Annotated in this window: 30 protein-coding genes and 1 pseudogene; 2 read left to right on the forward strand and 29 right to left on the reverse strand. The window is 61.9% G+C overall.

Annotation, left to right across the window (positions count from 1 at the left end; translation table 11 throughout):
- The 3 genes and pseudogenes from DIE23_RS33880 to DIE23_RS33895 all read right to left on the reverse strand — a co-directional run.
- A pseudogene (locus DIE23_RS33880) lies at positions 1 to 305 on the reverse strand (c-type cytochrome biogenesis protein CcsB); the annotation flags it as partial.
- A gap of 4 nt (positions 306 to 309) precedes the next feature.
- Positions 310 to 2,526, reverse strand: coding sequence for a cytochrome c biogenesis protein ResB (locus DIE23_RS33885; RefSeq protein WP_124616603.1), 2,217 nt, complete (start codon positions 2,524 to 2,526; stop codon positions 310 to 312).
- Between the two features lie 205 nt (positions 2,527 to 2,731).
- On the reverse strand, positions 2,732 to 3,385 hold the full coding sequence (locus DIE23_RS33895) for a cytochrome c (RefSeq protein WP_124616625.1): 654 nt from the start codon (positions 3,383 to 3,385) through the stop codon (positions 2,732 to 2,734).
- A 217-nt stretch (positions 3,386 to 3,602) separates the two neighbouring features.
- On the opposite strand from DIE23_RS33895, the gene yihA reads away from it, so the two are divergent.
- Both yihA and hemB read left to right on the forward strand, forming a co-directional pair.
- Positions 3,603 to 4,262 carry a ribosome biogenesis GTP-binding protein YihA/YsxC gene (yihA, locus tag DIE23_RS33900; protein ID WP_044848923.1) on the forward strand — a complete coding sequence of 220 codons (660 nt, stop codon included), beginning with the start codon at positions 3,603 to 3,605 and terminating at the stop codon, positions 4,260 to 4,262.
- Positions 4,263 to 4,515: 253 nt separating this feature from the next.
- Positions 4,516 to 5,514: a porphobilinogen synthase gene (gene hemB, locus DIE23_RS33905; protein WP_124616605.1), complete on the forward strand. Its 999-nt coding sequence runs from the start codon at positions 4,516 to 4,518 to the stop codon at positions 5,512 to 5,514.
- Between the two features lie 114 nt (positions 5,515 to 5,628).
- Here the strand turns inward: hemB and dsbD are convergent, their stop codons facing one another.
- From dsbD to rpsS, 26 genes are all read right to left on the reverse strand, one after another.
- Positions 5,629 to 7,476, reverse strand: coding sequence for a protein-disulfide reductase DsbD (gene dsbD / locus DIE23_RS33910; RefSeq protein WP_124616607.1), 1,848 nt, complete (start codon positions 7,474 to 7,476; stop codon positions 5,629 to 5,631).
- Positions 7,469 to 7,795 (reverse strand): divalent-cation tolerance protein CutA, encoded by a 327-nt coding sequence (gene cutA, locus DIE23_RS33915; protein ID WP_124616609.1) that lies wholly within the window; start codon positions 7,793 to 7,795, stop codon positions 7,469 to 7,471. Before cutA ends, dsbD begins: the two co-directional genes overlap by 8 nt.
- Positions 7,796 to 8,001: 206 nt before the next feature.
- Positions 8,002 to 8,397: a 50S ribosomal protein L17 gene (rplQ, locus tag DIE23_RS33920; protein WP_006477175.1), complete on the reverse strand. Its 396-nt coding sequence runs from the start codon at positions 8,395 to 8,397 to the stop codon at positions 8,002 to 8,004.
- 136 nt (positions 8,398 to 8,533) lie between these two features.
- Positions 8,534 to 9,511 carry a DNA-directed RNA polymerase subunit alpha gene (locus DIE23_RS33925; protein ID WP_006477176.1) on the reverse strand — a complete coding sequence of 326 codons (978 nt, stop codon included), beginning with the start codon at positions 9,509 to 9,511 and terminating at the stop codon, positions 8,534 to 8,536.
- 124 nt (positions 9,512 to 9,635) lie between these two features.
- Positions 9,636 to 10,259: a 30S ribosomal protein S4 gene (rpsD, locus tag DIE23_RS33930; RefSeq protein ID WP_006752934.1), complete on the reverse strand. Its 624-nt coding sequence runs from the start codon at positions 10,257 to 10,259 to the stop codon at positions 9,636 to 9,638.
- A gap of 156 nt (positions 10,260 to 10,415) precedes the next feature.
- Positions 10,416 to 10,817, reverse strand: a complete 402-nt coding sequence (gene rpsK, locus DIE23_RS33935) for a 30S ribosomal protein S11 (RefSeq protein ID WP_004197937.1) — start codon at positions 10,815 to 10,817, stop codon at positions 10,416 to 10,418.
- 28 nt (positions 10,818 to 10,845) lie between these two features.
- The gene (gene rpsM / locus DIE23_RS33940; protein ID WP_014898353.1) at positions 10,846 to 11,211 is read right to left on the reverse strand and encodes a 30S ribosomal protein S13; all 366 of its coding nucleotides are present in this window, start codon (positions 11,209 to 11,211) and stop codon (positions 10,846 to 10,848) included.
- Positions 11,212 to 11,249: 38 nt separating this feature from the next.
- Entirely contained in the window at positions 11,250 to 11,366 is a 117-nt protein-coding gene (gene rpmJ / locus DIE23_RS33945; RefSeq protein WP_004199844.1) for a 50S ribosomal protein L36, read from the reverse strand.
- Positions 11,367 to 11,386: 20 nt separating this feature from the next.
- The gene (gene infA / locus DIE23_RS33950) at positions 11,387 to 11,605 is read right to left on the reverse strand and encodes a translation initiation factor IF-1 (RefSeq protein ID WP_004521905.1); all 219 of its coding nucleotides are present in this window, start codon (positions 11,603 to 11,605) and stop codon (positions 11,387 to 11,389) included.
- Between the two features lie 9 nt (positions 11,606 to 11,614).
- Complete coding sequence (gene secY / locus DIE23_RS33955) at positions 11,615 to 12,964, reverse strand: preprotein translocase subunit SecY (protein ID WP_006400642.1); 1,350 nt, start codon at positions 12,962 to 12,964, stop codon at positions 11,615 to 11,617.
- A gap of 42 nt (positions 12,965 to 13,006) precedes the next feature.
- Positions 13,007 to 13,441: a 50S ribosomal protein L15 gene (gene rplO / locus DIE23_RS33960; protein ID WP_059759907.1), complete on the reverse strand. Its 435-nt coding sequence runs from the start codon at positions 13,439 to 13,441 to the stop codon at positions 13,007 to 13,009.
- 26 nt (positions 13,442 to 13,467) lie between these two features.
- On the reverse strand, positions 13,468 to 13,650 hold the full coding sequence (gene rpmD / locus DIE23_RS33965) for a 50S ribosomal protein L30 (RefSeq protein ID WP_006400644.1): 183 nt from the start codon (positions 13,648 to 13,650) through the stop codon (positions 13,468 to 13,470).
- Between the two features lie 15 nt (positions 13,651 to 13,665).
- Positions 13,666 to 14,184: a 30S ribosomal protein S5 gene (rpsE, locus tag DIE23_RS33970; RefSeq protein ID WP_006752931.1), complete on the reverse strand. Its 519-nt coding sequence runs from the start codon at positions 14,182 to 14,184 to the stop codon at positions 13,666 to 13,668.
- Positions 14,185 to 14,198: 14 nt separating this feature from the next.
- A complete protein-coding gene (gene rplR / locus DIE23_RS33975) occupies positions 14,199 to 14,564 on the reverse strand; it encodes a 50S ribosomal protein L18 (protein ID WP_006477183.1) in 366 nt (121 codons plus the stop codon).
- Between the two features lie 12 nt (positions 14,565 to 14,576).
- Positions 14,577 to 15,107, reverse strand: coding sequence for a 50S ribosomal protein L6 (gene rplF, locus DIE23_RS33980; RefSeq protein WP_011350678.1), 531 nt, complete (start codon positions 15,105 to 15,107; stop codon positions 14,577 to 14,579).
- An 18-nt stretch (positions 15,108 to 15,125) separates the two neighbouring features.
- The gene (rpsH, locus tag DIE23_RS33985; protein WP_006477185.1) at positions 15,126 to 15,521 is read right to left on the reverse strand and encodes a 30S ribosomal protein S8; all 396 of its coding nucleotides are present in this window, start codon (positions 15,519 to 15,521) and stop codon (positions 15,126 to 15,128) included.
- 14 nt (positions 15,522 to 15,535) lie between these two features.
- A complete protein-coding gene (gene rpsN / locus DIE23_RS33990) occupies positions 15,536 to 15,841 on the reverse strand; it encodes a 30S ribosomal protein S14 (protein WP_006482884.1) in 306 nt (101 codons plus the stop codon).
- 7 nt (positions 15,842 to 15,848) lie between these two features.
- A complete protein-coding gene (rplE, locus tag DIE23_RS33995) occupies positions 15,849 to 16,388 on the reverse strand; it encodes a 50S ribosomal protein L5 (protein WP_006477186.1) in 540 nt (179 codons plus the stop codon).
- A gap of 16 nt (positions 16,389 to 16,404) precedes the next feature.
- A complete protein-coding gene (gene rplX, locus DIE23_RS34000) occupies positions 16,405 to 16,713 on the reverse strand; it encodes a 50S ribosomal protein L24 (RefSeq protein ID WP_006477187.1) in 309 nt (102 codons plus the stop codon).
- A 9-nt stretch (positions 16,714 to 16,722) separates the two neighbouring features.
- Positions 16,723 to 17,091, reverse strand: a complete 369-nt coding sequence (gene rplN / locus DIE23_RS34005; protein WP_006752929.1) for a 50S ribosomal protein L14 — start codon at positions 17,089 to 17,091, stop codon at positions 16,723 to 16,725.
- Between the two features lie 309 nt (positions 17,092 to 17,400).
- Entirely contained in the window at positions 17,401 to 17,673 is a 273-nt protein-coding gene (rpsQ, locus tag DIE23_RS34010; RefSeq protein WP_043191859.1) for a 30S ribosomal protein S17, read from the reverse strand.
- Positions 17,670 to 17,864 carry a 50S ribosomal protein L29 gene (gene rpmC, locus DIE23_RS34015; RefSeq protein ID WP_006400652.1) on the reverse strand — a complete coding sequence of 65 codons (195 nt, stop codon included), beginning with the start codon at positions 17,862 to 17,864 and terminating at the stop codon, positions 17,670 to 17,672. The genes rpsQ and rpmC overlap by 4 nt, the downstream gene beginning before the upstream one ends.
- A 9-nt stretch (positions 17,865 to 17,873) precedes the next feature.
- The gene (gene rplP, locus DIE23_RS34020; protein ID WP_006482873.1) at positions 17,874 to 18,290 is read right to left on the reverse strand and encodes a 50S ribosomal protein L16; all 417 of its coding nucleotides are present in this window, start codon (positions 18,288 to 18,290) and stop codon (positions 17,874 to 17,876) included.
- Positions 18,291 to 18,292: 2 nt separating this feature from the next.
- Entirely contained in the window at positions 18,293 to 19,093 is an 801-nt protein-coding gene (rpsC, locus tag DIE23_RS34025) for a 30S ribosomal protein S3 (protein ID WP_006482899.1), read from the reverse strand.
- A gap of 11 nt (positions 19,094 to 19,104) precedes the next feature.
- On the reverse strand, positions 19,105 to 19,434 hold the full coding sequence (gene rplV, locus DIE23_RS34030; protein WP_004199272.1) for a 50S ribosomal protein L22: 330 nt from the start codon (positions 19,432 to 19,434) through the stop codon (positions 19,105 to 19,107).
- 12 nt (positions 19,435 to 19,446) lie between these two features.
- Positions 19,447 to 19,722 carry a 30S ribosomal protein S19 gene (rpsS, locus tag DIE23_RS34035; RefSeq protein WP_004199273.1) on the reverse strand — a complete coding sequence of 92 codons (276 nt, stop codon included), beginning with the start codon at positions 19,720 to 19,722 and terminating at the stop codon, positions 19,447 to 19,449.

Here is a 19,722-nt window from a genome sequence, read left to right on the forward strand (position 1 = left end):
TGGTAAATCTGGATCGACAGCAGCGACAGCACCGCGATCGACGCCATCATGAGCCGCGCCGGTTTCCAGCGCCAGCCGAGCACGACAAGCGCCGGCACCGTGCCGATCATCACCGCCTTGTCGTAGTAATTCATGTGTTCGTTGTAATGCACGAACGCATAGCCCGCGCCGACCACGAGAGCCAGGGCGAACAGCCAGTCGATGACCGACAGGCGCGCGAGGAACGGACGGTCGTCGAACAACGGCGCCGGATTCGGGGCCTGGACCGGCCCCGAACGGGAAGAGGAAACTTGCGTGAGATCCATGATGTTACCGTGTGGAATTCTCGGAATCGGAACCGCCGCCGGCAGGCGGACGGGCAGTCGCTGCCGCGCCGGCGGGCGCGGCGTGGCGCGGTGTGGCGCGCAAGGCGGCGCCGGCCGCGTCGCGCGTCTGCACGAATTCTTTCTCGAAATCGAAGGTCTTGCGGGCCGTGGACATCGCCATCACCACATCGACGCCCGAACCGGCATCCTTGAGCCAGAACCAGAGGCGCCGCTCGCGCACGTAGAACATCGAGAAGATGCCGGCGACCAACAGCAGGCTGCCAAGATACACCAGATTCTTGCCGGGTGCGCGCGTCAACTGAAATACCGAAGCTTGCACCTGCTTGAAGGAGTCAAGCTGCAAATAGACCGGCGATCCATACAAGAAGCTGTCCGATAGCGCATTGATCGCGTTCTGCACGAAGCGGATCGTGTCGGTGCCCTGCTGGGCGGCCGGCTCGCCGGCGCGCTCGCGCGCGATCTGCCAGACCTCCCACATCGAGCCCTCGAGCATGCGCAGCAGCAGGCTGGCCGCCTTTTCCTGCTCGGCCTTCGGCACCGAACGGTCGATGAACGTCGCCACCGCCTGGAAGCCACCGACCGGCTGGCCGTCGGCGCCGCGGCCGATGCTGTCGTCGCTCGCCGCAAAGAGGGTCAGCACCTTGAACGCGCTGTCCTGCAGGCGGCCGCGCAGCGACGCTTCGGTCGTCGGCAGCGAACGCTGCGCGAAGCGCGCGGCGGCGTCGGCACGCACGGCCGGATCCTCGAGCGCGGCGCGCAGGCGCATCCATTCGCCGATCGAATCCTGGCTGTCGGCCGGAATCCGCATGTAGCGGAACGGATCATTCGGGCTCGCGCGCACGCCGGCGAGGAACACGCGCGTGCCGCCCATGTCGACGGGCAGCATGTAGTTGTTGAATTCGCGCGCCTGGCCATCCTTGCCGCGAATCTTGTACTGCACCGACGGGCCGATGTTGTGGAGCTGCATCGGCTTCGACGTCTTCGCGCCCGAACCGAGCCGCTCGTCGAACGCTTCCTTCAGCGACTCCGTCTTCGCGACGCCGCGCACGTCCGGCTTGCCGTTCGCGTCGGCCATGTTCTCGACGTTGATCGCACGGAAGTCGGAGAATTCGATCGTGTCGCCGTCGCTGCCCGGCATCTGCAGCGGCGCCGTACTGCCGATCGTGCCCTTCACCGCGAAGGTCTTCGCGTTGCCGCCCGTCATCGGGTAGGCCGTCATCTCCATCTGCGAGCCGCCGTCCTGGAAGCTCGACTGGTAGATCGACACGCCCTTGTACGTGAACGGCTTGTTGACCTCGACGCGCGCCGGGATCTTCTGGCCCGACTCGCGATCGATCACGACGATGTCGCTCGCGAACAGTTTCGGCATCCCCGTCGTGTAGTAGTCGACGATGAACTTGTTGAGCTGGATCGAGAACGGCAGGTCCTGGATCAGTGAGCCGCTTGGCTGGTTCAGGATCGCGGTCGACACGAACTGGCCTTCCGGCACCCACGCGTAGCCGCGGAACGTCGGGTTCGACGCGGACAGCCGGTGGTCGGGCGAGATCTCGCTGATCGTCGCGCTCGTGTTGACCGGGCTCTTGCCGAACATCCACATCTGGAATTTGATCGGCAGGTTGCTGTCCAGCAGGCCGCCGATACAGATCACGACGATCGCAACGTGCGCGGAGATGTAGCCCCACTTCGTCAGCGCGCCGCGCTTCGCGGAGATCAGCGTCGCGCCCTCGGTCTCGCGCACGACGTGCTTGTAGCCCGCCCTGGTGACGAACGTGGCGAGCGTGGCCGCGACGGTCGCGCGCGTGCCGGACGCCGAGTATTCGGCCTTGTGATGGAAGGCGCGCAGGCTGCCTTCGCGGACCTTGTCCTTCCAGCTCTTCGCGTCGGCAAGCATCTTCGGCGCGTTGCGGATCACGCACAGCGAGATCGACACGACGAGGAAGATCAGGATCAGCATGAACCACCACGCGCTGTACACGTTGTACAGGCCCAGCGAGCGGAAGATGTCCGCCCAGAACGGGCCGAACTGGTTCACGTAGTTCGGATACGGGTCGTCCTGGGTCAGGACCGTGCCGACGATGCTCGCGATCGACAGCACCACCAGCAGCGCGATCGCGAAACGCATCGAGCTCAGCAGCTCGACTGCGCGCCTGGACGCACTTTGACCCGACTTCGACTGCAACCCCGACGTGGTAACGCTCATTCAAACTCCAACTAAGGGGAAACAGCCCCCAACGCTCACTATGTTCGCTGCCCCCGAGGGGGCGGTCAGCACTCTTGGGGCGGCCCTTCGAGTGCTGACAACAAAAAAGGGTAAGGCGGCCGCAATCACGCGGCGCCCCACCCTTTTCTTGTTCTGACTCCCGCCGCCCTTCGGGCGCCCGGTCATTCCATTCGCGACCGTCCGTTCAACGCAGGCCCGCGATGTAATCCGCGACGGCCTTGATCTCGTTGTCCGACAGACGCGATGCGATCTGATGCATCGCCTCGTTGTTGTTGCGCGCGCCGACACCCTGCTGGAACGCGGTCAACTGGGCAACCGTGTAATCGGCCCACTGCCCCGACAGACGCGGGTACTGGACCGGAAGCCCCTGCCCCGTCGGCCCGTGGCAGCTCGCGCAGGCGGGTACACCCTTTTCCGCGATGCCGCCGCGATAGATCTTCTGGCCGATCGGCACGGTCGCCGCGTCGCGTGCGGTGCCGAGCTTCGTCGTCTGCGAACCGTAATACGCGGCGACGTTGCGCATGTCGTCCGCACTCAACGCGCTCGCGAACCCGACCATCACCGGATTGGTCCGCGCCGGCCCCTTCGCGCCCGGCTGGGCCTTGAAGTCGTTCAACTGCTTGACCAGATATTCGGGATGCTGGCCGGCGAGCTTCGGGAAACTGCCCGACGCACTGTTGCCGTCGGCGCCGTGACACGACGCGCAGACCTGCCCGGCAATCGCCTTGCCGCGGTCCAGATCCGGCTTTGCCGCATCCGCCGCGTTTGCCTCCGCTACGAAACCTACGAACCCTGCTGCAACCTGAAGCACCATCAGAGACTTGCACAGTCGATTCATTCGCACACCCTGTTTCGTCTTGTGGGAATTTGAGGTTCTGCAAAAAACGACGTCGACCAGTCTACCGCAGAAGCTGCATAAAAGCGCGAGGCAGGCGCCCGCAGCCCTTCGGCAAAACCGTCGTATTGTACAATATCGCGCTGAAAGCTCCCGCGCCTATCGGGGCTACCCCGCCTCCACCAAGCGGCTCGCGCCGCCCCGTCCCACCGGTTTCCCCATGGCCTTTTTGCTCCATCAAGCCCGCTTCTACACGACCGTCAACCATCTGCGCGACCTGCCGCCGACGGTGCAACCGGAAATCGCGTTCGCGGGCCGCTCGAATGCCGGCAAATCGACGGCGATCAACGTGCTGTGCAACCAGAAGCGGCTCGCCTTCGCGTCGAAGACGCCCGGCCGCACCCAGCACATCAACTACTTCTCCGTCGGCCCGGCCGCCGAGCCCGTCGCGAACCTCGTCGACCTGCCCGGTTACGGCTATGCGGAAGTGCCGGGGGCCGCGAAGGCCCACTGGGAAATGCTGCTGTCGTCCTACCTCGCGACGCGTTCGCAGCTGTGCGGCCTGATCCTGATGATGGATTCGCGCCGTCCGCTGACCGACCTCGATCGCCGGATGATCGAGTGGTTCGCGCCGACCGGCAAGCCGATCCACACGCTGCTGACGAAGTGCGACAAATTGACGCGGCAGGAAAGCATCAACGCGCTGCGCAACACGCAGAAGGGACTCGACGCGTACCGCGACCAGGGCGTGAAGGGCAAGCTGACCGTCCAGCTGTTCTCGGCGCTGAAGCGCACGGGGCTCGACGAGGCGCACGAACTGATCGAGAGCTGGGTGCGGCCGTCCGTCGCCGACGAAAAAAGCGAGCCTGTAGCACAATGAGCGGGCAACGCGCGGCCGGGATCGGCTGTGCGCACCTGACGGCACCTGCGGATTCGGCCGGCTCATAAAAAAACCCGCCGTTGAACGGCGGGTCAAACAGCCTAATCGAATAACGACAGGCACCCGCTCAGGGAGGAGAAGCGGGGAGCAGCACGCGACGCGTGCCGCTCGATCGCTATCATATACCAACGATCTCGAAAATGACCTAAGGGTTCCGTAAGGTCCTTCTTGCCCTGATTTCTGCCCAATCGCCATGAGCTTCCATCCGCTTCACCGTCCGCGCCGGATGCGCCGCGACGACTTCTCCCGGCGCCTGATGCGTGAAAACCGCCTGACCACCGACGACCTGATCTACCCGGTGTTCGTCGTCGAAGGCACCAACGAACGTCAGCCCGTCCCGTCGATGCCCGGCGTCGAGCGCGTGTCGGTCGATCTGCTGATGCAGGTCGCCGAGCAGTGTGTCGAACTCGGCGTGCCCGTGCTGTCGCTGTTCCCGGCCATCGAGCCGTCGCTGAAAACGCCCGACGGTCGCGAAGCGGCCAATCCGGAAGGCCTGATCCCGCGCGCGGTGCGCGAGCTGAAGAAGCGCTTCCCCGAACTGGGCGTGCTGACCGACGTCGCGCTCGACCCATACACGAGCCACGGCCAGGACGGCGTGCTCGACGAGAACGGCTACGTGATCAACGACGACACGATCGAGATCCTGGTCGACCAGGCGCGTGCGCAGGCGGAAGCCGGCGTCGACATCGTCGCGCCGTCGGACATGATGGACGGCCGGATCGGTGCGGTCCGCGAAATGCTGGAAAGCGACGGCCATATCCATACGCGCATCATGGCCTATTCGGCCAAGTTCGCATCTGCGTTCTACGGCCCGTTCCGCGACGCGGTCGGTTCGGCGTCCAATCTGGGCAAGGGTAACAAGATGACCTACCAGATGGATCCGGCGAACAGCGACGAAGCGCTGCGCGAAGTGCGCCTCGACATCGACGAAGGCGCGGACATGGTGATGGTCAAGCCCGGCATGCCGTATCTCGACATCGTGCGCCGCGTGAAGGACGAGTTCCGCTTCCCGACCTACGTGTACCAGGTGAGCGGCGAATACGCGATGCTGAAGGCCGCCGCAATGAACGGCTGGCTCGACCACGACAAAGTCGTGCTCGAATCGCTGCTCGCGTTCAAGCGCGCAGGCGCCGACGGCGTGCTCACGTACTTCGCGCTCGATGCCGCGCGTCTGCTGAAAGCGCAGCGCTGAGCCGCGCGCCGGCAGGCATCCAATAAAAAACGGCGGGACACTTCGGTGTCCCGCCGTTTTTTATTTACCGTCCGGTCGGCGCAGAGGACGCCCCTGCGCACCGGCGAGCGCGCGTTACACCGTCGGTACCGCTGCGCGATCGAGGCTGCGCAGGAACGTCTCGGCCGCCTGATAGCCGACGACGCGACCGATTTCGTTGCCGTTGCGATCGAAGAAAATGATGCCCGGCGGCCCGAACAGGTTGAAGCGCTTGAGCAGCGCCTGGTCGTCCGGATTGTTCGCGGTGACGTCCGCACGCACCAGGTGAAGCCGCGCGAGCCGCGCCTGCACGCGTGAATCGGTGAACGTCAGATGCTCCATTTCCTTGCAGCTCACGCACCAGTCTGCGTAGAAGTCGAGCATCACGGGCCGGCCTGACGTCTTCAGCAGCGCGTCGAGTTCGCCACTGGAGCGCACCGACGCGAACGCGGTGCCCTGCCGCCCGGCCGCCGCACCGGCTGCCGACGCATCGCCCGACGCAACCGTACGCGCAGCGAGGACGGCCAGCGGCTTCACGGGGTCGTTGGAGCCCGCCGCTAGACCGACAAGCAGCGTCGCAGCCCAGATCGCGAGCGCTGCACCGAGGCCACGGCCGAGGCGGCGCCAGATCGACGCGGCACCGGCATGTGGCGTGAACAGGCCGAGCGCCGCAGCCGCGACGAGCAGCCACAGCGCGGCGAGCACCATTTTCAGACCGCCCGCGAGCACCGGCCACACGATCCATAGCGCGGCGGCGAGCAGCACGATGCCGAAGAACACCTTCACGCCGTCCATCCATGCGCCCGCGCGCGGCAGCACCGTACCGGCACCGATGCCGACGACGAGCAGCGGCACGCCCAGCCCCAGTCCCATCGCGAACAGCGCGGCGCCGCCGAGCAGCGCATTGCCGGTGTGCGCGATGAACGCGAGCACCGCAAACAGCGGCGCCGTCATGCATGCGCCGACGACCAGCGCCGACAATGCCCCCATCGCGGCGACCGCGACAAAGTGGCCGCCCCGGCGCGCGCTCGAGGCTTCGGCCGCGCCGTTCTGCCAGCGCTCGGGCAGCGCGATGTCCTTGCCGGAAATCAGCGATACGGCGAATGCGGTGAGCAGCACGCCGAATGCGCCGAGCACCCACGGGTTCTGCAGCCACGCGCCAAGGCTCTGGCCGACCAGCGCCGCCGCGATGCCCAGCACCGTATAGACGAGCGCCATGCCGACCACGTACGTCAGCGACAGCGCGAAGCCGCGTGCATGCGTCGCGCGCGTGCCCTGGCCGATGATGATCGCGGACACGATCGGAATCATCGGATACGAACAGGGCAGGAGACTCAGCACGACGCCCGCGACGAAATAGAGCGCGACGATCGTGAAGAAGCCGTGCCCCTCGAGCAGCGACTGCGCGAAATCCGCGCTCGTGACCTTGTCGAACCAGCTGCCCGAAGCCACCGCGCCATCGGCCGGCGCGGCCGCGCCGAGCGCGGCGCCGTCGACCTTCACGACGTGCTCCGCAGGCGGATAGCAGATCCCTTCGTCGGCGCATCCCTGCGATGTCACCGCGAGTTCGAACGGCCCAGCAGCCTGCTTGACCGGCACGTGAATCACGACCTCGTCGCGATAGGTCTCGACTTCCTTCTGGAACGTCTGATCGAACTTCACATGCCCGGCCGGGAATTGCGGATCGCCGAGCGTCGCCTGCCCGCCCTTCACCGCGAACGCGAACCGCTCGCGATAGAGGTAATAGCCGTTGGCAACCTTGAAGCGGACGTCCACCTGCCCCGGCGCTTCGCTCGCGCTGAACTTGAATGCGACCGACGGATCGAGAAAATCGTCAGCCGCGCGCGCGGCCGACAGACCGCCCAGCACGAACATGAACGACAAGAGGACTGCGAGGAACCGCAGCGCGCGCACACGCACGGAAAGCGCCATACCGTTAAACATGAAATAGACGTTGAGTTTCGCTGGTCACCCACTGGCCGTACGCGGCCGAGGCCGTCGCCTGCCACGAGACGATTTCCGGCGTCTCGTACGGATGATGCGCGAGAATAAATCGCTCCAGATCGAGCGAGCGCACGGGGCTCGTCTTGAACAGCAACTGGATCTCGTCGGCCGTCTCGACCTTGCCCTGCCAGTGATAGCGCGACTTGATCGCACCGAGCTCCGACACACACGCGGCCAGCCGCGCGTCGAGCGCGCCGTCGGCGAGCGCTGCGGCCGTCGCAGCATCCGGCACCGTCGTCAGCATCAACACCACCACCATACGCGCCCTCCTGGCTGGTTTTTACCGGCTTCCGCCGCCACGAATCGCCCATCGAGGGCCCGCGTCGACAGTTCCATATCGTAGCGCAGCCCGTGCGACGCTGCCGGTACCGGGCTGCGACAATCGATCGCAGCCGGGGTATCGCCAAAAACAAAAAGGGCCAAGCATTTGCTCGGCCCTTTCAGATACTGCAGCGTAGCGGAAGCTTACTCAGCTTCTTGCACGTTTTCCGTTTCGTCGACTTCCGGACGATCGAGCAGCTCGACCAGTGCCATCGGTGCGTTGTCGCCGACGCGGAAGCCGAACTTCAGCACGCGCAGGTAGCCGCCCGGACGGTTCGCGAAACGCGGACCGAGCACGTCGAACAGCTTCGCCACCGAGTCACGATCGCGCAGGCGGTTGAACGCTAGGCGACGGTTTGCCAGCGACGGCTTCTTGCCGAGCGTGATCAGCGGCTCGACGACTTTACGGAGTTCCTTCGCCTTCGGCAGCGTCGTCTTGATGACTTCGTGCTCGATCAGCGAGTTGGACATGTTACGGAGCATAGCCAGACGGTGGCTGCTCGTGCGGTTCAGTTTCCGCAGACCATGACGATGGCGCATTTCAGTTTCCTTGATTCAAAGTTTTGATCCAGCTCTTCTATCGCACCGCTGGGGTGCACGGGCCGGTAACGAAAAAAGCAAGATGCGGATTTTAAAGGAAAATCCGCATCTTTGCCAACTACAGCAACAACCGGGCTTACTTGTCGAGACCAGCCGGCGGCCAGTTTTCGAGCTTCATGCCCAGCGTGAGACCGCGCGAAGCGAGCACTTCCTTGATCTCGTTGAGCGACTTGCGACCGAGGTTCGGCGTCTTCAGCAGCTCGTTTTCCGTGCGCTGGATCAGGTCGCCGATGTAGTAGATGTTCTCGGCCTTCAGGCAGTTCGCCGAACGAACCGTCAGCTCGAGATCGTCCACCGGACGCAGCAGGATCGGATCGATCTGCGGTGCGCGCGACGGTGCTTCGGCAGCCGTTTCCGTGCCTTCCAGTGCCGCGAACACGGACAGCTGGTCGACCAGGATGCGGGCCGATTGACGGATCGCTTCTTCCGGGGTGATCACGCCGCTCGTCTCGATGTTCATCACGAGCTTGTCGAGGTCGGTACGCTGCTCGACACGTGCGCTTTCAACGGCGTAGCTCACGCGGCGAACCGGCGAGAACGATGCGTCGAGGACGATGCGGCCGATGATCTTGGCCGTGTCTTCGCCGTAGCGACGGACGTTGCCGGGCACATAGCCGCGACCCTTTTCGATCTTGATCTGAACGTCGAGCTTGCCGCCCTTCGACAGGTGTGCGATCACGTGATTCGGGTTGATGACTTCGCAATCGTGAGCCAGCTCGATATCGCCGGCCGTAACGACGCCTTCGCCTTCCTTGCGCAGGGTCACCGTCACTTCGTCACGGTTGTGCAGCTTGAACACCACACCCTTCAGGTTCAGCAGCAGGTTGACGACGTCCTCTTGCACGCCATCAAGCGTCGAATACTCGTGCACCACGCCAGCGATCGTGACTTCGGTCGGCGCGTAGCCAACCATCGACGACAGCAGCACGCGGCGAAGCGCATTGCCCAAGGTGTGGCCGTAACCGCGTTCGAACGGTTCCATGACCACCCTCGCGTGGTTCTCGCCCAGCGATTCCACGGCGATGATCTTGGGTTTCAGCAAACTGGTTTGCATGGGCTTTCCTTTTCAATACCCTCGGCTCGTTACACCGATAAGGCTGACCGGTAACAACCAGAAAATAAACAGCCGAGGCCCCTCCTTGCATAACGCAATCGGGGTACCTCGGCCGTCAATCGGATTAACGCGAATACAATTCGACGATCAGGCTTTCGTTGATGTCGCCTGCGATGTCAGCGCGTTCCGGCATTTGCTTGAACGTGCCTTCGAACTTCTTCGCATCGACTGCAACCCAGCTCGGCATGCCGCCTTGCTCGGCCAGCGACAGCGCTTCGACGATACGCGCCTGCTTCTTTGCCTTTTCGCGGATCGCGACGATGTCACCCGCCTTCACTTGCTGCGACGGGACGTTCGCGACGACGCCGTTCACCGTGATCGACTTGTGGCTCACCAGTTGACGCGCTTCAGCGCGGGTCGAGCCGAAGCCCATGCGATACACGACGTTGTCGAGACGCGACTCGAGCAGTTGCAGCAGGTTTTCACCCGTGTTGCCCTTGCGGCGGTCGGCTTCAGCGAAGTAACGGCGGAACTGACGCTCCAGGACGCCGTAAATACGCTTGACCTTCTGCTTTTCGCGCAGCTGCGTACCATAGTCGGACGTACGTGCGCCCGAGGTACGGCCGTGCTGACCCGGCTTGCTGTCGAGCTTGCACTTGTCGGCGAGCGAGCGGCGCGCGCTCTTCAGGAACAGGTCGGTGCCTTCACGGCGGGACAGCTTGGCCTTAGGGCCGATATAACGTGCCACTTTGCATTCCTTTATCAATCAGTCACGCGGATCGGAATCCGCGCTAGTTCGCGCCCTTTGGGGCGAACGGTGGGCTTAGTCAATCAAAAAAGCAACGCCCGTCGACGCTACGCGGCGACAGGCAAATGCGCCAGCACGAACGTGCCAGCAGCATTCTTAGATACGACGGCGCTTCGGCGGACGGCAGCCGTTGTGCGGAATCGGGGTGACGTCCGAAATCGCGGTGATCTTGATGCCGAGGCCATGCAGTGCACGCACTGCCGACTCACGACCCGGGCCCGGGCCCTTGATCCGCACTTCCAGATTCTTCACGCCGTATTCCATCGCCACGCGACCGGCCGACTCAGCAGCAACCTGAGCAGCGAACGGCGTCGACTTGCGCGAGCCCTTGAAGCCCTGGCCGCCCGACGTCGCCCATGCCAGTGCATTGCCCTGGCGATCGGTGATCGTGATGATCGTGTTGTTGAACGACGCGTGAACGTGAACCACGCCTTCAGCGACGTTCTTCTTAACCTTCTTGCGAACGCGTTGCGCCGCGGTATTCGAAGCCTTAGCCATTACGTTTTCCTGTAACTGTCAGTTCCGCTTACTTCTTCAGCGCTTGCGCTGCACGACGCGGACCCTTGCGGGTACGTGCGTTCGTACGCGTACGCTGACCGCGCATCGGCAGGCCCTTGCGATGACGAACACCACGGTAGCAACCGAGGTCCATCAGGCGCTTGATGTTCATCGTCACTTCACGGCGCAGATCGCCTTCGACGATGAACTTGCCCACTTCTTCACGCAGCTTTTCGAGGTCTGCGTCGGTCAGGTCCTTGACCTTCTTCGAGAATTCCACGCCAGACGCCACGCAGATGCTGCGCGAGCGCGTGCGGCCGATACCGAAGATTGCCGTCAGGCCGATCTCGGTATGCTGGTGATTCGGGATGTTAACCCCTGCGATACGAGCCATTGTTTTTCCTCAAACAAAAAGCGCAAACAAACGCGCGGTCAGCCTTGGCGCTGCTTGTGGCGCGGATCCGAGCTGCAGATCACGCGAACGACGCCTTTGCGCTTGATGATCTTGCAATTGCGGCAAATGCGCTTAACCGATGCCATCACTTTCATGATAATACCCTTTTTTCAAATCACTTCGCCCGGAACACGATCCGCGCACGAGACAGATCGTAAGGCGTCAATTCAACCGTCACCTTGTCGCCCGGCAGGATGCGGATGTAATGCATCCGCATCTTCCCGGAGATATGCCCCAACACGACATGGCCGTTTTCCAGCTTCACGCGGAAGGTCGCATTCGGGAGGTTTTCGATCACCTCACCTTGCATCTGGATTACATCGTCTTTGGCCATAGTCCTTGATTAACGCATTGGGATGTTGCCGCCCTTGAAGTTTGCCTTCTTGAGCAGCGACTCATACTGTTGCGACATAACGTACGACTGCACCTGCGCCATGAAGTCCATCGTGACGACGACAATGATCAGCAGCGACGTTCCACCAAAATAAAACGGCACGTTCCAGCGCAGCACCAGGAATTCCGGCAGCAGACACACGAAGACGATGTAGATCGCACCGGCCAGCGTCAGACGCGTGAGGATGCGGTCGATATATCGTGCGGTCTGATCGCCCGGACGAATGCCCGGAACAAACGCGCCGCTCTTCTTCAGGTTGTCCGCGGTTTCCCTGCTGTTGAACACCAGTGCGGTGTAGAAGAAGCAGAAAAACACGATTGCCAGCGTGTACAGCAGCACATAGACCGGCTGGCCCGGCTTCAGCGCCTCCGCGACGTTATGCAACGTGTTGGAGATCCAGCTTCCCGACGGCTGACCCGTGCTGAACCAGCCGAGAATCGTGGCCGGGAACAGGATGATCGACGATGCGAAGATCGGCGGAATCACGCCCGACATGTTCAGCTTCAGCGGCAAGTGCGACGACTGGCCACCGTAGATCTTGTTGCCGACCTGGCGCTTCGCGTAGTTCACGAGGATCTTGCGCTGACCGCGTTCGATGAACACGACCAGGTAAGTCACCGCGGCAATCAGAACGACGATGATGATCGCCGAAATGATGCTCATCGAACCCGTACGCACCAGCTCGAACAGCCCACCGACGGCATTCGGGAACCCTGCTGCGATCCCGCCGAAGATGATGATCGAGATGCCGTTGCCCAGACCACGCTCGGTGATCTGCTCACCCAGCCACATCAGAAACATCGTGCCGGTAACCAACGTCACGACCGTCGTCAGTCGGAACAGCATGCCGGGGTCGATGACGAGGCCCGGCTGGTTTTCCAGCGCCGCCGCGATACCGAACGCCTGGAAGGTCGCGAGCACCACGGTGAAATACCGCGTGTACTGCGTGATCTTCCGCTGCCCTGCCTGCCCTTCCTTCTTCAGCGCCTCGAGTTGCGGCGAGACGATCGCCAGCAACTGCATGATGATCGACGCCGAGATGTACGGCATGATCCCCAGCGCAAAGATCGTGAAGCGGGAAAGCGCGCCACCCGAGAACATGTTGAACATGCCCAGGATGCCGCCCGCCTGGCTCTGGAACAGCTTCGCCAGTTGATCCGGATCGATGCCCGGCACGGGGATGTGCGCGCCGATGCGATAGACGATCAGCGCCAGGAGCAGGAACATCGCTCGCCGACGCAGATCGCCGAATTTCGCCGTGCTTCGACCGGGTTTTGCAAGACTCGGGCTGTTAGCCAAGTACCTTCTCCGATGAATGCAAGTAACGACGCGCTACGCGTGTCACTCGGCGAACGAACCGCCAGCCGCTTCGATCGCAGCGCGCGCACCCTTGGTGGCGCCGAGACCCTTCACGACGATCTTGCGCTTCAGTTCGCCCGTCGCGATGATCTTTGCGCTCTTCGTCAGCTCGCCGACCAGGCCGGCTTGCTTCAGTGCGAGCAGATCGACTTCATCGACCGGCAGCTTCTCGAGGTCGCCCAGGCGCACTTCACCGACGAATTCCTTCGTCAGCGACGTGAAGCCGCGCTTCGGCAGACGACGTTGCAGAGGCATCTGACCGCCTTCGAAACCGACTTTGTGGAAGCCGCCCGAACGCGATTTCTGACCCTTGTGACCACGGCCAGCCGTCTTGCCGAGGCCCGAACCGATGCCGCGGCCGACACGACGTTTGGCGTGCTTTGCACCAGCGGCCGGCTTCAGGTTATTCAATTCCATATCAACTCCTTGATCCGTAGGGCCGCTTACGCGATGACCTTAACGAGGTACGAGACCTTGTTGATCATGCCGCGGACCGCCGGCGTGTCCTGCAGCTCGCTAACCGAGTTGAGTCGGCGCAGGCCCAGGCCACGCACGGTCGCGCGGTGCGATTCGCGGGTCCCGATCAGGCTCTTAACGAGCTGAACCTTGACAGTTTTTTCAGACATGGTGACCACCCGGGCTTAGCCCAAAATATCTTCGACGGACTTGCCGCGCTTCGCCGCGATGTCTGCCGGGGTCGACTGCTTGCGCAGACCGTCCAGCGTGGCGCGAACGAGGTTGTACGGGTTCGTCGAACCGTGGCTCTTTGCCACGACGTTCTGAACGCCCATCACGTCGAACACTGCGCGCATCGGGCCACCGGCGATCACGCCCGTACCTGCCTTCGCCGGAGCGAGGAGGACAGCGGATGCGCCATGCTTGCCATGCACTTCGTGCTGCAGCGTGCCGTTCTTGAGCGGCACCTTGAACATGTTGCGGCGAGCTTGTTCCATTGCCTTCTGGACAGCGACCGGCACTTCCTTCGCCTTGCCCTTGCCCATACCGATGCGGCCATCACCGTCGCCAACCACGGTCAGTGCGGCGAAGCCGAGAATACGGCCACCCTTCACGACCTTGGTCACGCGATTGACCGAAATCATCTTTTCACGAAGGCCGTCGTCGCGCTCGTCAGCCTGAACTTTCGCTTGCATCTTTGCCATGACGAATTCCTTCCTTAGAACTTGAGCCCAGCTTCGCGAGCTGCCTCAGCCAGCGCCTTGACGCGGCCATGGTAGCGGAAGCCCGAGCGGTCGAAGGCGACGGATTCGATGCCGGCAGCCTTTGCCTTCTCGGCAATACGCTTGCCGATCAGCGTCGCGGCATTAACGTTGCCGCCCTTGCCCGACTTGTCGGCCAGTTCAGCGCGCACTTCTGCTTCGAGCGTCGACGCGCTGGCGAGCACCTTGGTGCCGCAGGGCGAGAACACTTGAGCGTAGATGTGCGTGTTCGTGCGATGCACGGCGAGACGCGCGACCTGCAGCTCAGCGATCTTGATACGCGTCTGGCGAGCGCGGCGCAGGCGAGATTGAGTCTTATCCATGATTGCGCACCCTTACTTCTTCTTCGTTTCTTTGAGGATCACAACCTCGTCGGAATAGCGCACGCCCTTGCCCTTGTAGGGCTCCGGCGGACGGTAACCGCGGACTTCCGCAGCCACTTGACCGACTTGTTGCTTGTTGATCCCCTTGATCACGATTTCGGTTTGCGTCGGGGTTTCAGCCTTGACGCCTTCCGGCATCTGGTGCACCACCGGGTGCGAGAAACCCAGCGACAGGTTCAGCTTGTCGCCTTGCGCTTGCGCACGATAACCGACGCCAACCAGCGTCAGCTTGCGCTCGAAACCCTTGGTCACGCCGTGCACGGCATTCGCGATGATCGCGCGCATCGTGCCCGACAGTGCGTTTGCTTCGCGGCTTTCGTCGACCGGCGCCAGATTCAGCGTGCCGTCGTTGTTCGCCACGTTCACGAGCGGATTGATCGCTTGCGTGATGGTGCCCAGCGGGCCCTTGACGGTGATTGCACCGTCAGCCAGCTTGACTTCCGCGCCTTGCAGCGCGATCGGGCTCTTACCTACTCGAGACATGTTTCTCTCTCCTCGGCTTTAAGCAACGTAGCAGATGACTTCGCCGCCGACGCCGGTAGCGCGCGCCTTGCGGTCGGTCATCACGCCCTTCGGCGTCGAAACGATTGCCACACCCAGGCCGTTCATGACCTGCGGAATGTCGTTACGGCCGCGATACACGCGCAGACCAGGCTTCGAAACGCGCTCGAGGCGTTCGATGACCGGGCGACCTGCGTAGTACTTCAGCGCGATATTCAGTTCGGACTTCGCACCTTCCGCCTTGACGGCGAAATCGTCGATATAACCTTCGTCCTTCAGGACTTGCGCGATTGCAACCTTGACCTTCGACGAGGGCATCGCAACCGATACCTTCTCGACCATCTGCGCGTTGCGGATGCGAGTCAGCATATCGGCGATAGGATCACTCATGCTCATTTACGTTTCTCCTATTACCAGCTCGCCTTGGTCAGGCCAGGAATCTCGCCACGGAATGCGATTTCACGAATCTTGTTACGCGCGAGGCCGAATTTACGGAACGTGCCACGCGGACGGCCCGTGATCGCGCAGCGGTTACGCTGGCGGGTCGGGTTTGCGTTGCGGGGCAGTTGCTGCAGCTCAAGGCGTGCTTCGTAGCGCTCTTCTTCCGACTTGCTTTGGTCTTCGACGATCGCCTTCAGCGCTTCGCGCTTTGCTGCGAACTTCGCGACCAGGCGGGCGCGCTTCTTTTCACGTTCGATCAGTGCCAGTTTAGCCACGGTAACCTCAGTTTCTGAACGGGAACTTGAAGCTGGCGAGCAGAGCCTTTGCTTCGTCGTCGGTCTTCGCAGTCGTCGTGATGCTGATGTTCAGCCCACGCAGTGCGTCGATCTTGTCGTAGTCGATTTCGGGGAAAATGATCTGCTCTTTCACACCGATGTTGTAGTTGCCGCGGCCATCGAAGGCACGACCCGACACGCCGCGGAAGTCACGCACGCGGGGCAGGGCAACGGTCACGAAACGGTCGAGGAATTCGTACATCGCTTGGCCACGCAGCGTCACCATCGCGCCGATCGGGTAACCCTGGCGGATCTTGAAGCCTGCGATTGCCTTGCGCGCCTTCGTGACGACCGGCTTCTGACCAGCGATCTTCGTGAGGTCGCCGACGGCGTTCTCGATGATCTTCTTGTCAGCGATCGCTTCGCCAAGACCCATGTTCAGCGTGATCTTGGTGATGCGCGGCACTTCCATGACCGACTTGTAACCGAACTTCTCGATCAGGCCGGGCACAACCTTTTCTTTGTAAAACTCTTGAAAACGAGCCATTTTTTACTCCGCTGCGTCAGGCGCTCAGTACGGCACCGGTCGTCTTCAGGAAGCGAACCTTCTTGCCTTCCTCGACCTTGATGCCAACACGCGACGCCTTGCCATTCGCGTCGACCAGTGCGACGTTCGAAATATGCAGGGGCATCGTCTTCGCTTCCACGCCACCCGTCGTACCCTTCATCGGGTTCGGCTTCACATGCTTCTTGACGAGGTTGATACCCTCAACCGTCACATGTTCTGCACCGACAGCCAGCACGACGCCGCGCTTGCCCTTGTCTTTGCCAGTGACGACGATGACTTCGTCACCTTTGCGAATCTTGTTCATCGCGACTCCTTACAGCACTTCCGGCGCCAGCGAAACGATCTTCATGAATCGTTCGCTACGCAGCTCACGCGTCACCGGCCCGAAGATACGGGTGCCGATCGGCTCAAGCTTGTTATTCAAAAGCACAGCGGCGTTGCCGTCGAACTTGATCAGCGAGCCGTCTTGACGGCGCACACCCTTGGCGGTGCGGACCACCACGGCGTTGTAGATTTCGCCTTTCTTCACGCGCCCGCGCGGCGTTGCTTCTTTGACGGTCACCTTGATGATGTCGCCAATGCCGGCATAACGACGCTTCGAGCCGCCGAGCACCTTGATGCACATGACTTCACGCGCACCCGTGTTGTCGGCTACTTCGAGCCGAGATTCGGTCTGGATCATGGTTTGTCTTTCCCAACTTAATCCGGATGCACCACCATGATGCATTCGGTCAGTCTTGGTCCCGTCAGCCAATCGGCTGCTTGGGTTGGAACAGCAGCGACGGCAAACGAAACCCGCCATCGCAATTCGGTGAATCTTTCGGACAGGCTGGCGCCAGTCCGCTTCCCCCACCAACTTCGCCCGCGACGGGGCTCCCATAAAGAGGGAAGACCAGGATTATAACAAATAACCCTGGTCACGCAAGCAAAAACTTTGCGATTTCAAGCACTTCGTGGCGAAGTGCCTGTTACTGCCTACTGCGCTGCCCGCTTAGATGACGCGAGCTGCTTCGACGAGGCGCGACACCGTCCAGGCCTTCGTCTTCGACAGAGGACGAGTTTCCTGGATTTCAACGAGGTCACCCTCGTTGTAGGTGTTCGCTTCATCATGCGCGTGGTACTTCTTCGAGCGCACGACATACTTGCCGTAGATCGGGTGCTTGACGCGGTGCTCGATCAGCACGGTGACGGTCTTGTCCATCTTGTTGCTGACGACCCGACCGACCAGCGTCCGCTTCAGCGAGGTTTTCACGCTATCGTTCATTTCTGGTTCGCCTTCTGAGTCATGACGGTCCGCACACGTGCGATGTCGCGACGAACCTTCTTCAGCTGGCTCGTGTTCGTGAGCTGCTGGGTCGCGAGTTGCATGCGCAGGCCGAATTGCGCCTTCAGCAGGTCCGCCAGCTCCTTGTTGAGCGCGGCCTGGTCTTTCTGGAGAAGTTCGGAAGCCTTCATGTTTTCTCCTTAGGCGCCGAGCTGGCGCACGATGAATGCCGTCTTCAGCGGCAGCTTGGCTGCAGCCAGACGGAACGCTTCGCGTGCCAGTTCTTCGGTTACGCCGTCCATTTCATAGAGCATCTTGCCCGGCTGGATCTCGGCGACGTAGTACTCCGGGTTACCCTTACCGTTACCCATACGCACTTCTGCCGGCTTTTGCGAAATCGGCTTGTCCGGGAAGATCCGGATCCAGATGCGGCCGCCACGCTTGATGTGACGCGTCATTGCACGACGCGCCGCTTCAATTTGACGTGCGGTCAAACGACCGCGACCGATCGCCTTCAGGCCGAATTCACCGAACGACACTGCGTTGCCGCGCGTCGCCTTGCCGGTGTTACGACCCTTCTGCTCTTTGCGATACTTCCTGCGTTTCGGTTGCAGCATCGTTATTCTCCAGTCTTGCCGTCTTCCGGCTTGCCGGCGCCGCGGCGCGGTGCGCCACGACGAGCACCCGGAGCGCCGCCTTCGCCGTCACGGCGCGGACGACGGTCGCCCGGACGCGCATTGCGACGCGGACGCTTGTCTTCGGCTACTTCTTCGACCACCGGCGCGTCATTGCGGCCGAGCGTGTCGCCCTTGTACACCCACACCTTGACGCCGATGATCCCGTAGGTCGTCTTCGCTTCCGAAGTTGCGTAGTCGATGTCGGCACGCAGCGTGTGAAGGGGCACGCGACCTTCGCGATACCACTCCGTACGAGCGATTTCGATACCGTTCAGACGGCCTGCGCTCATGATCTTGATGCCCTGGGCACCCAGACGCATCGCGTTCTGCATCGCACGCTTCATCGCGCGACGGAACATGATCCGGCGCTCGAGCTGTTGCGTGATCGAGTCAGCGATCAGTTGCGCATCGGTTTCCGGCTTGCGGATCTCTTCGATGTTGACGTGAACCGGCACGCCCATGCGGCGTTGCAGTTCCGTCTTCAGCTGTTCGATATCCTCGCCCTTCTTGCCGATGACGACGCCCGGACGCGAGCTGTAAATCGTGATGCGCGCGTTCTTCGCCGGACGCTCGATGACGACCCGACCGACCGAAGCGTTCTTCAGCTTCTTCTTCAGGTATTCACGAACACCGATGTCTTCCTGCAGCATCGCCGCGAAATTGTTGTTGTTCGCGTACCAACGCGAAGCCCAATTGCGGCTGACAGCCAGGCGGAAGCCAGTCGGATGAATTTTCTGTCCCATCGTATGGCTCCTTAATTCCCGACCGTCACAGTGATGTGACAGGATTGCTTCTCGATGCGGTTACCGCGGCCCTTGGCGCGCGCGGTGAAACGCTTGAGCGATGCAGCCTTGTCGACGTAGATGCTCTTGATCTTGAGCTCGTCGATATCAGCGCCTTCGTTGTGCTCCGCATTCGCGATTGCCGACAGCACAACCTTCTTCACGATGCCAGCCGCCTTCTTCGGCGAGAACGTCAGAACGTTCAGCGCCTTGTCGACCGGCAAACCGCGGATCTGGTCAGCCACAAGGCGCGTTTTTTGCGCCGAGATGCGGGCACCGCGATGAATTGCTTTCACTTCCATCTTGATTGCCCCTTATTTCTTGGCCTTCTTGTCGGCTGCGTGACCCTTGAACGTACGGGTCAGTGCGAACTCGCCAAGCTTGTGGCCGACCATGTTTTCCGAGATGTACACCGGAACGTGTTGACGGCCGTTGTGAACAGCGATCGTCAGGCCGATGAAATCCGGCAGAATCGTCGAGCGACGCGACCAGGTCTTGATCGGCTTTTTGTCGCGCGAAGCTGCAGCCGCCTCAACTTTCTTCAGCAAATGGGCGTCGCAGAACGGACCTTTTTTAACAGAACGTGCCAT

Source organism: Burkholderia sp. Bp9143, assembly GCF_003853645.1.
GTDB lineage: Bacteria > Pseudomonadota > Gammaproteobacteria > Burkholderiales > Burkholderiaceae > Burkholderia.

Excerpts from the sequence above, each read along its gene's own strand:
- DIE23_RS33895 (WP_124616625.1), bottom strand. The coding sequence starts at position 3,385 with ATGAATCGACTGTGCAAGTCTCTGATGGTGCTTCAGGTTGCAGCAGGG.
- rpsH (WP_006477185.1), bottom strand. The coding sequence starts at position 15,521 with ATGAGCATGAGTGATCCTATCGCCGATATGCTGACTCGCATCCGCAAC.
- rplN (WP_006752929.1), bottom strand. The coding sequence starts at position 17,091 with ATGATCCAGACCGAATCTCGGCTCGAAGTAGCCGACAACACGGGTGCG.
- dsbD (WP_124616607.1), bottom strand. The coding sequence starts at position 7,476 with ATGTTTAACGGTATGGCGCTTTCCGTGCGTGTGCGCGCGCTGCGGTTC.
- rpmJ (WP_004199844.1), bottom strand. The coding sequence starts at position 11,366 with ATGAAAGTGATGGCATCGGTTAAGCGCATTTGCCGCAATTGCAAGATC.
- rpsS (WP_004199273.1), bottom strand. The coding sequence starts at position 19,722 with ATGGCACGTTCTGTTAAAAAAGGTCCGTTCTGCGACGCCCATTTGCTG.
- infA (WP_004521905.1), bottom strand. The coding sequence starts at position 11,605 with ATGGCCAAAGACGATGTAATCCAGATGCAAGGTGAGGTGATCGAAAAC.
- DIE23_RS33885 (WP_124616603.1), bottom strand. The coding sequence starts at position 2,526 with ATGAGCGTTACCACGTCGGGGTTGCAGTCGAAGTCGGGTCAAAGTGCG.
- rplQ (WP_006477175.1), bottom strand. The coding sequence starts at position 8,397 with ATGCGCCATCGTCATGGTCTGCGGAAACTGAACCGCACGAGCAGCCAC.
- DIE23_RS33925 (WP_006477176.1), bottom strand. The coding sequence starts at position 9,511 with ATGCAAACCAGTTTGCTGAAACCCAAGATCATCGCCGTGGAATCGCTG.
- rplX (WP_006477187.1), bottom strand. The coding sequence starts at position 16,713 with ATGAACAAGATTCGCAAAGGTGACGAAGTCATCGTCGTCACTGGCAAA.
- rpmD (WP_006400644.1), bottom strand. The coding sequence starts at position 13,650 with ATGTCTGAAAAAACTGTCAAGGTTCAGCTCGTTAAGAGCCTGATCGGG.
- rplO (WP_059759907.1), bottom strand. The coding sequence starts at position 13,441 with ATGGAATTGAATAACCTGAAGCCGGCCGCTGGTGCAAAGCACGCCAAA.
- rpsM (WP_014898353.1), bottom strand. The coding sequence starts at position 11,211 with ATGGCTCGTATCGCAGGGGTTAACATCCCGAATCACCAGCATACCGAG.
- cutA (WP_124616609.1), bottom strand. The coding sequence starts at position 7,795 with ATGGTGGTGGTGTTGATGCTGACGACGGTGCCGGATGCTGCGACGGCC.
- rplV (WP_004199272.1), bottom strand. The coding sequence starts at position 19,434 with ATGGAAGTGAAAGCAATTCATCGCGGTGCCCGCATCTCGGCGCAAAAA.
- rpmC (WP_006400652.1), bottom strand. The coding sequence starts at position 17,864 with ATGAAGGCTTCCGAACTTCTCCAGAAAGACCAGGCCGCGCTCAACAAG.
- yihA (WP_044848923.1), top strand. The coding sequence starts at position 3,603 with ATGGCCTTTTTGCTCCATCAAGCCCGCTTCTACACGACCGTCAACCAT.
- rplE (WP_006477186.1), bottom strand. The coding sequence starts at position 16,388 with ATGGCTCGTTTTCAAGAGTTTTACAAAGAAAAGGTTGTGCCCGGCCTG.
- rplF (WP_011350678.1), bottom strand. The coding sequence starts at position 15,107 with ATGTCTCGAGTAGGTAAGAGCCCGATCGCGCTGCAAGGCGCGGAAGTC.
- rplP (WP_006482873.1), bottom strand. The coding sequence starts at position 18,290 with ATGCTGCAACCGAAACGCAGGAAGTATCGCAAAGAGCAGAAGGGTCGT.
- rpsK (WP_004197937.1), bottom strand. The coding sequence starts at position 10,817 with ATGGCTAAGGCTTCGAATACCGCGGCGCAACGCGTTCGCAAGAAGGTT.
- rpsQ (WP_043191859.1), bottom strand. The coding sequence starts at position 17,673 with ATGAACGATAGCGTGAAAACCTCGCTGAAGCGGACGCTGGTCGGTCGG.
- hemB (WP_124616605.1), top strand. The coding sequence starts at position 4,516 with ATGAGCTTCCATCCGCTTCACCGTCCGCGCCGGATGCGCCGCGACGAC.
- rpsC (WP_006482899.1), bottom strand. The coding sequence starts at position 19,093 with ATGGGACAGAAAATTCATCCGACTGGCTTCCGCCTGGCTGTCAGCCGC.
- rpsE (WP_006752931.1), bottom strand. The coding sequence starts at position 14,184 with ATGGCAAAGATGCAAGCGAAAGTTCAGGCTGACGAGCGCGACGACGGC.
- rplR (WP_006477183.1), bottom strand. The coding sequence starts at position 14,564 with ATGGATAAGACTCAATCTCGCCTGCGCCGCGCTCGCCAGACGCGTATC.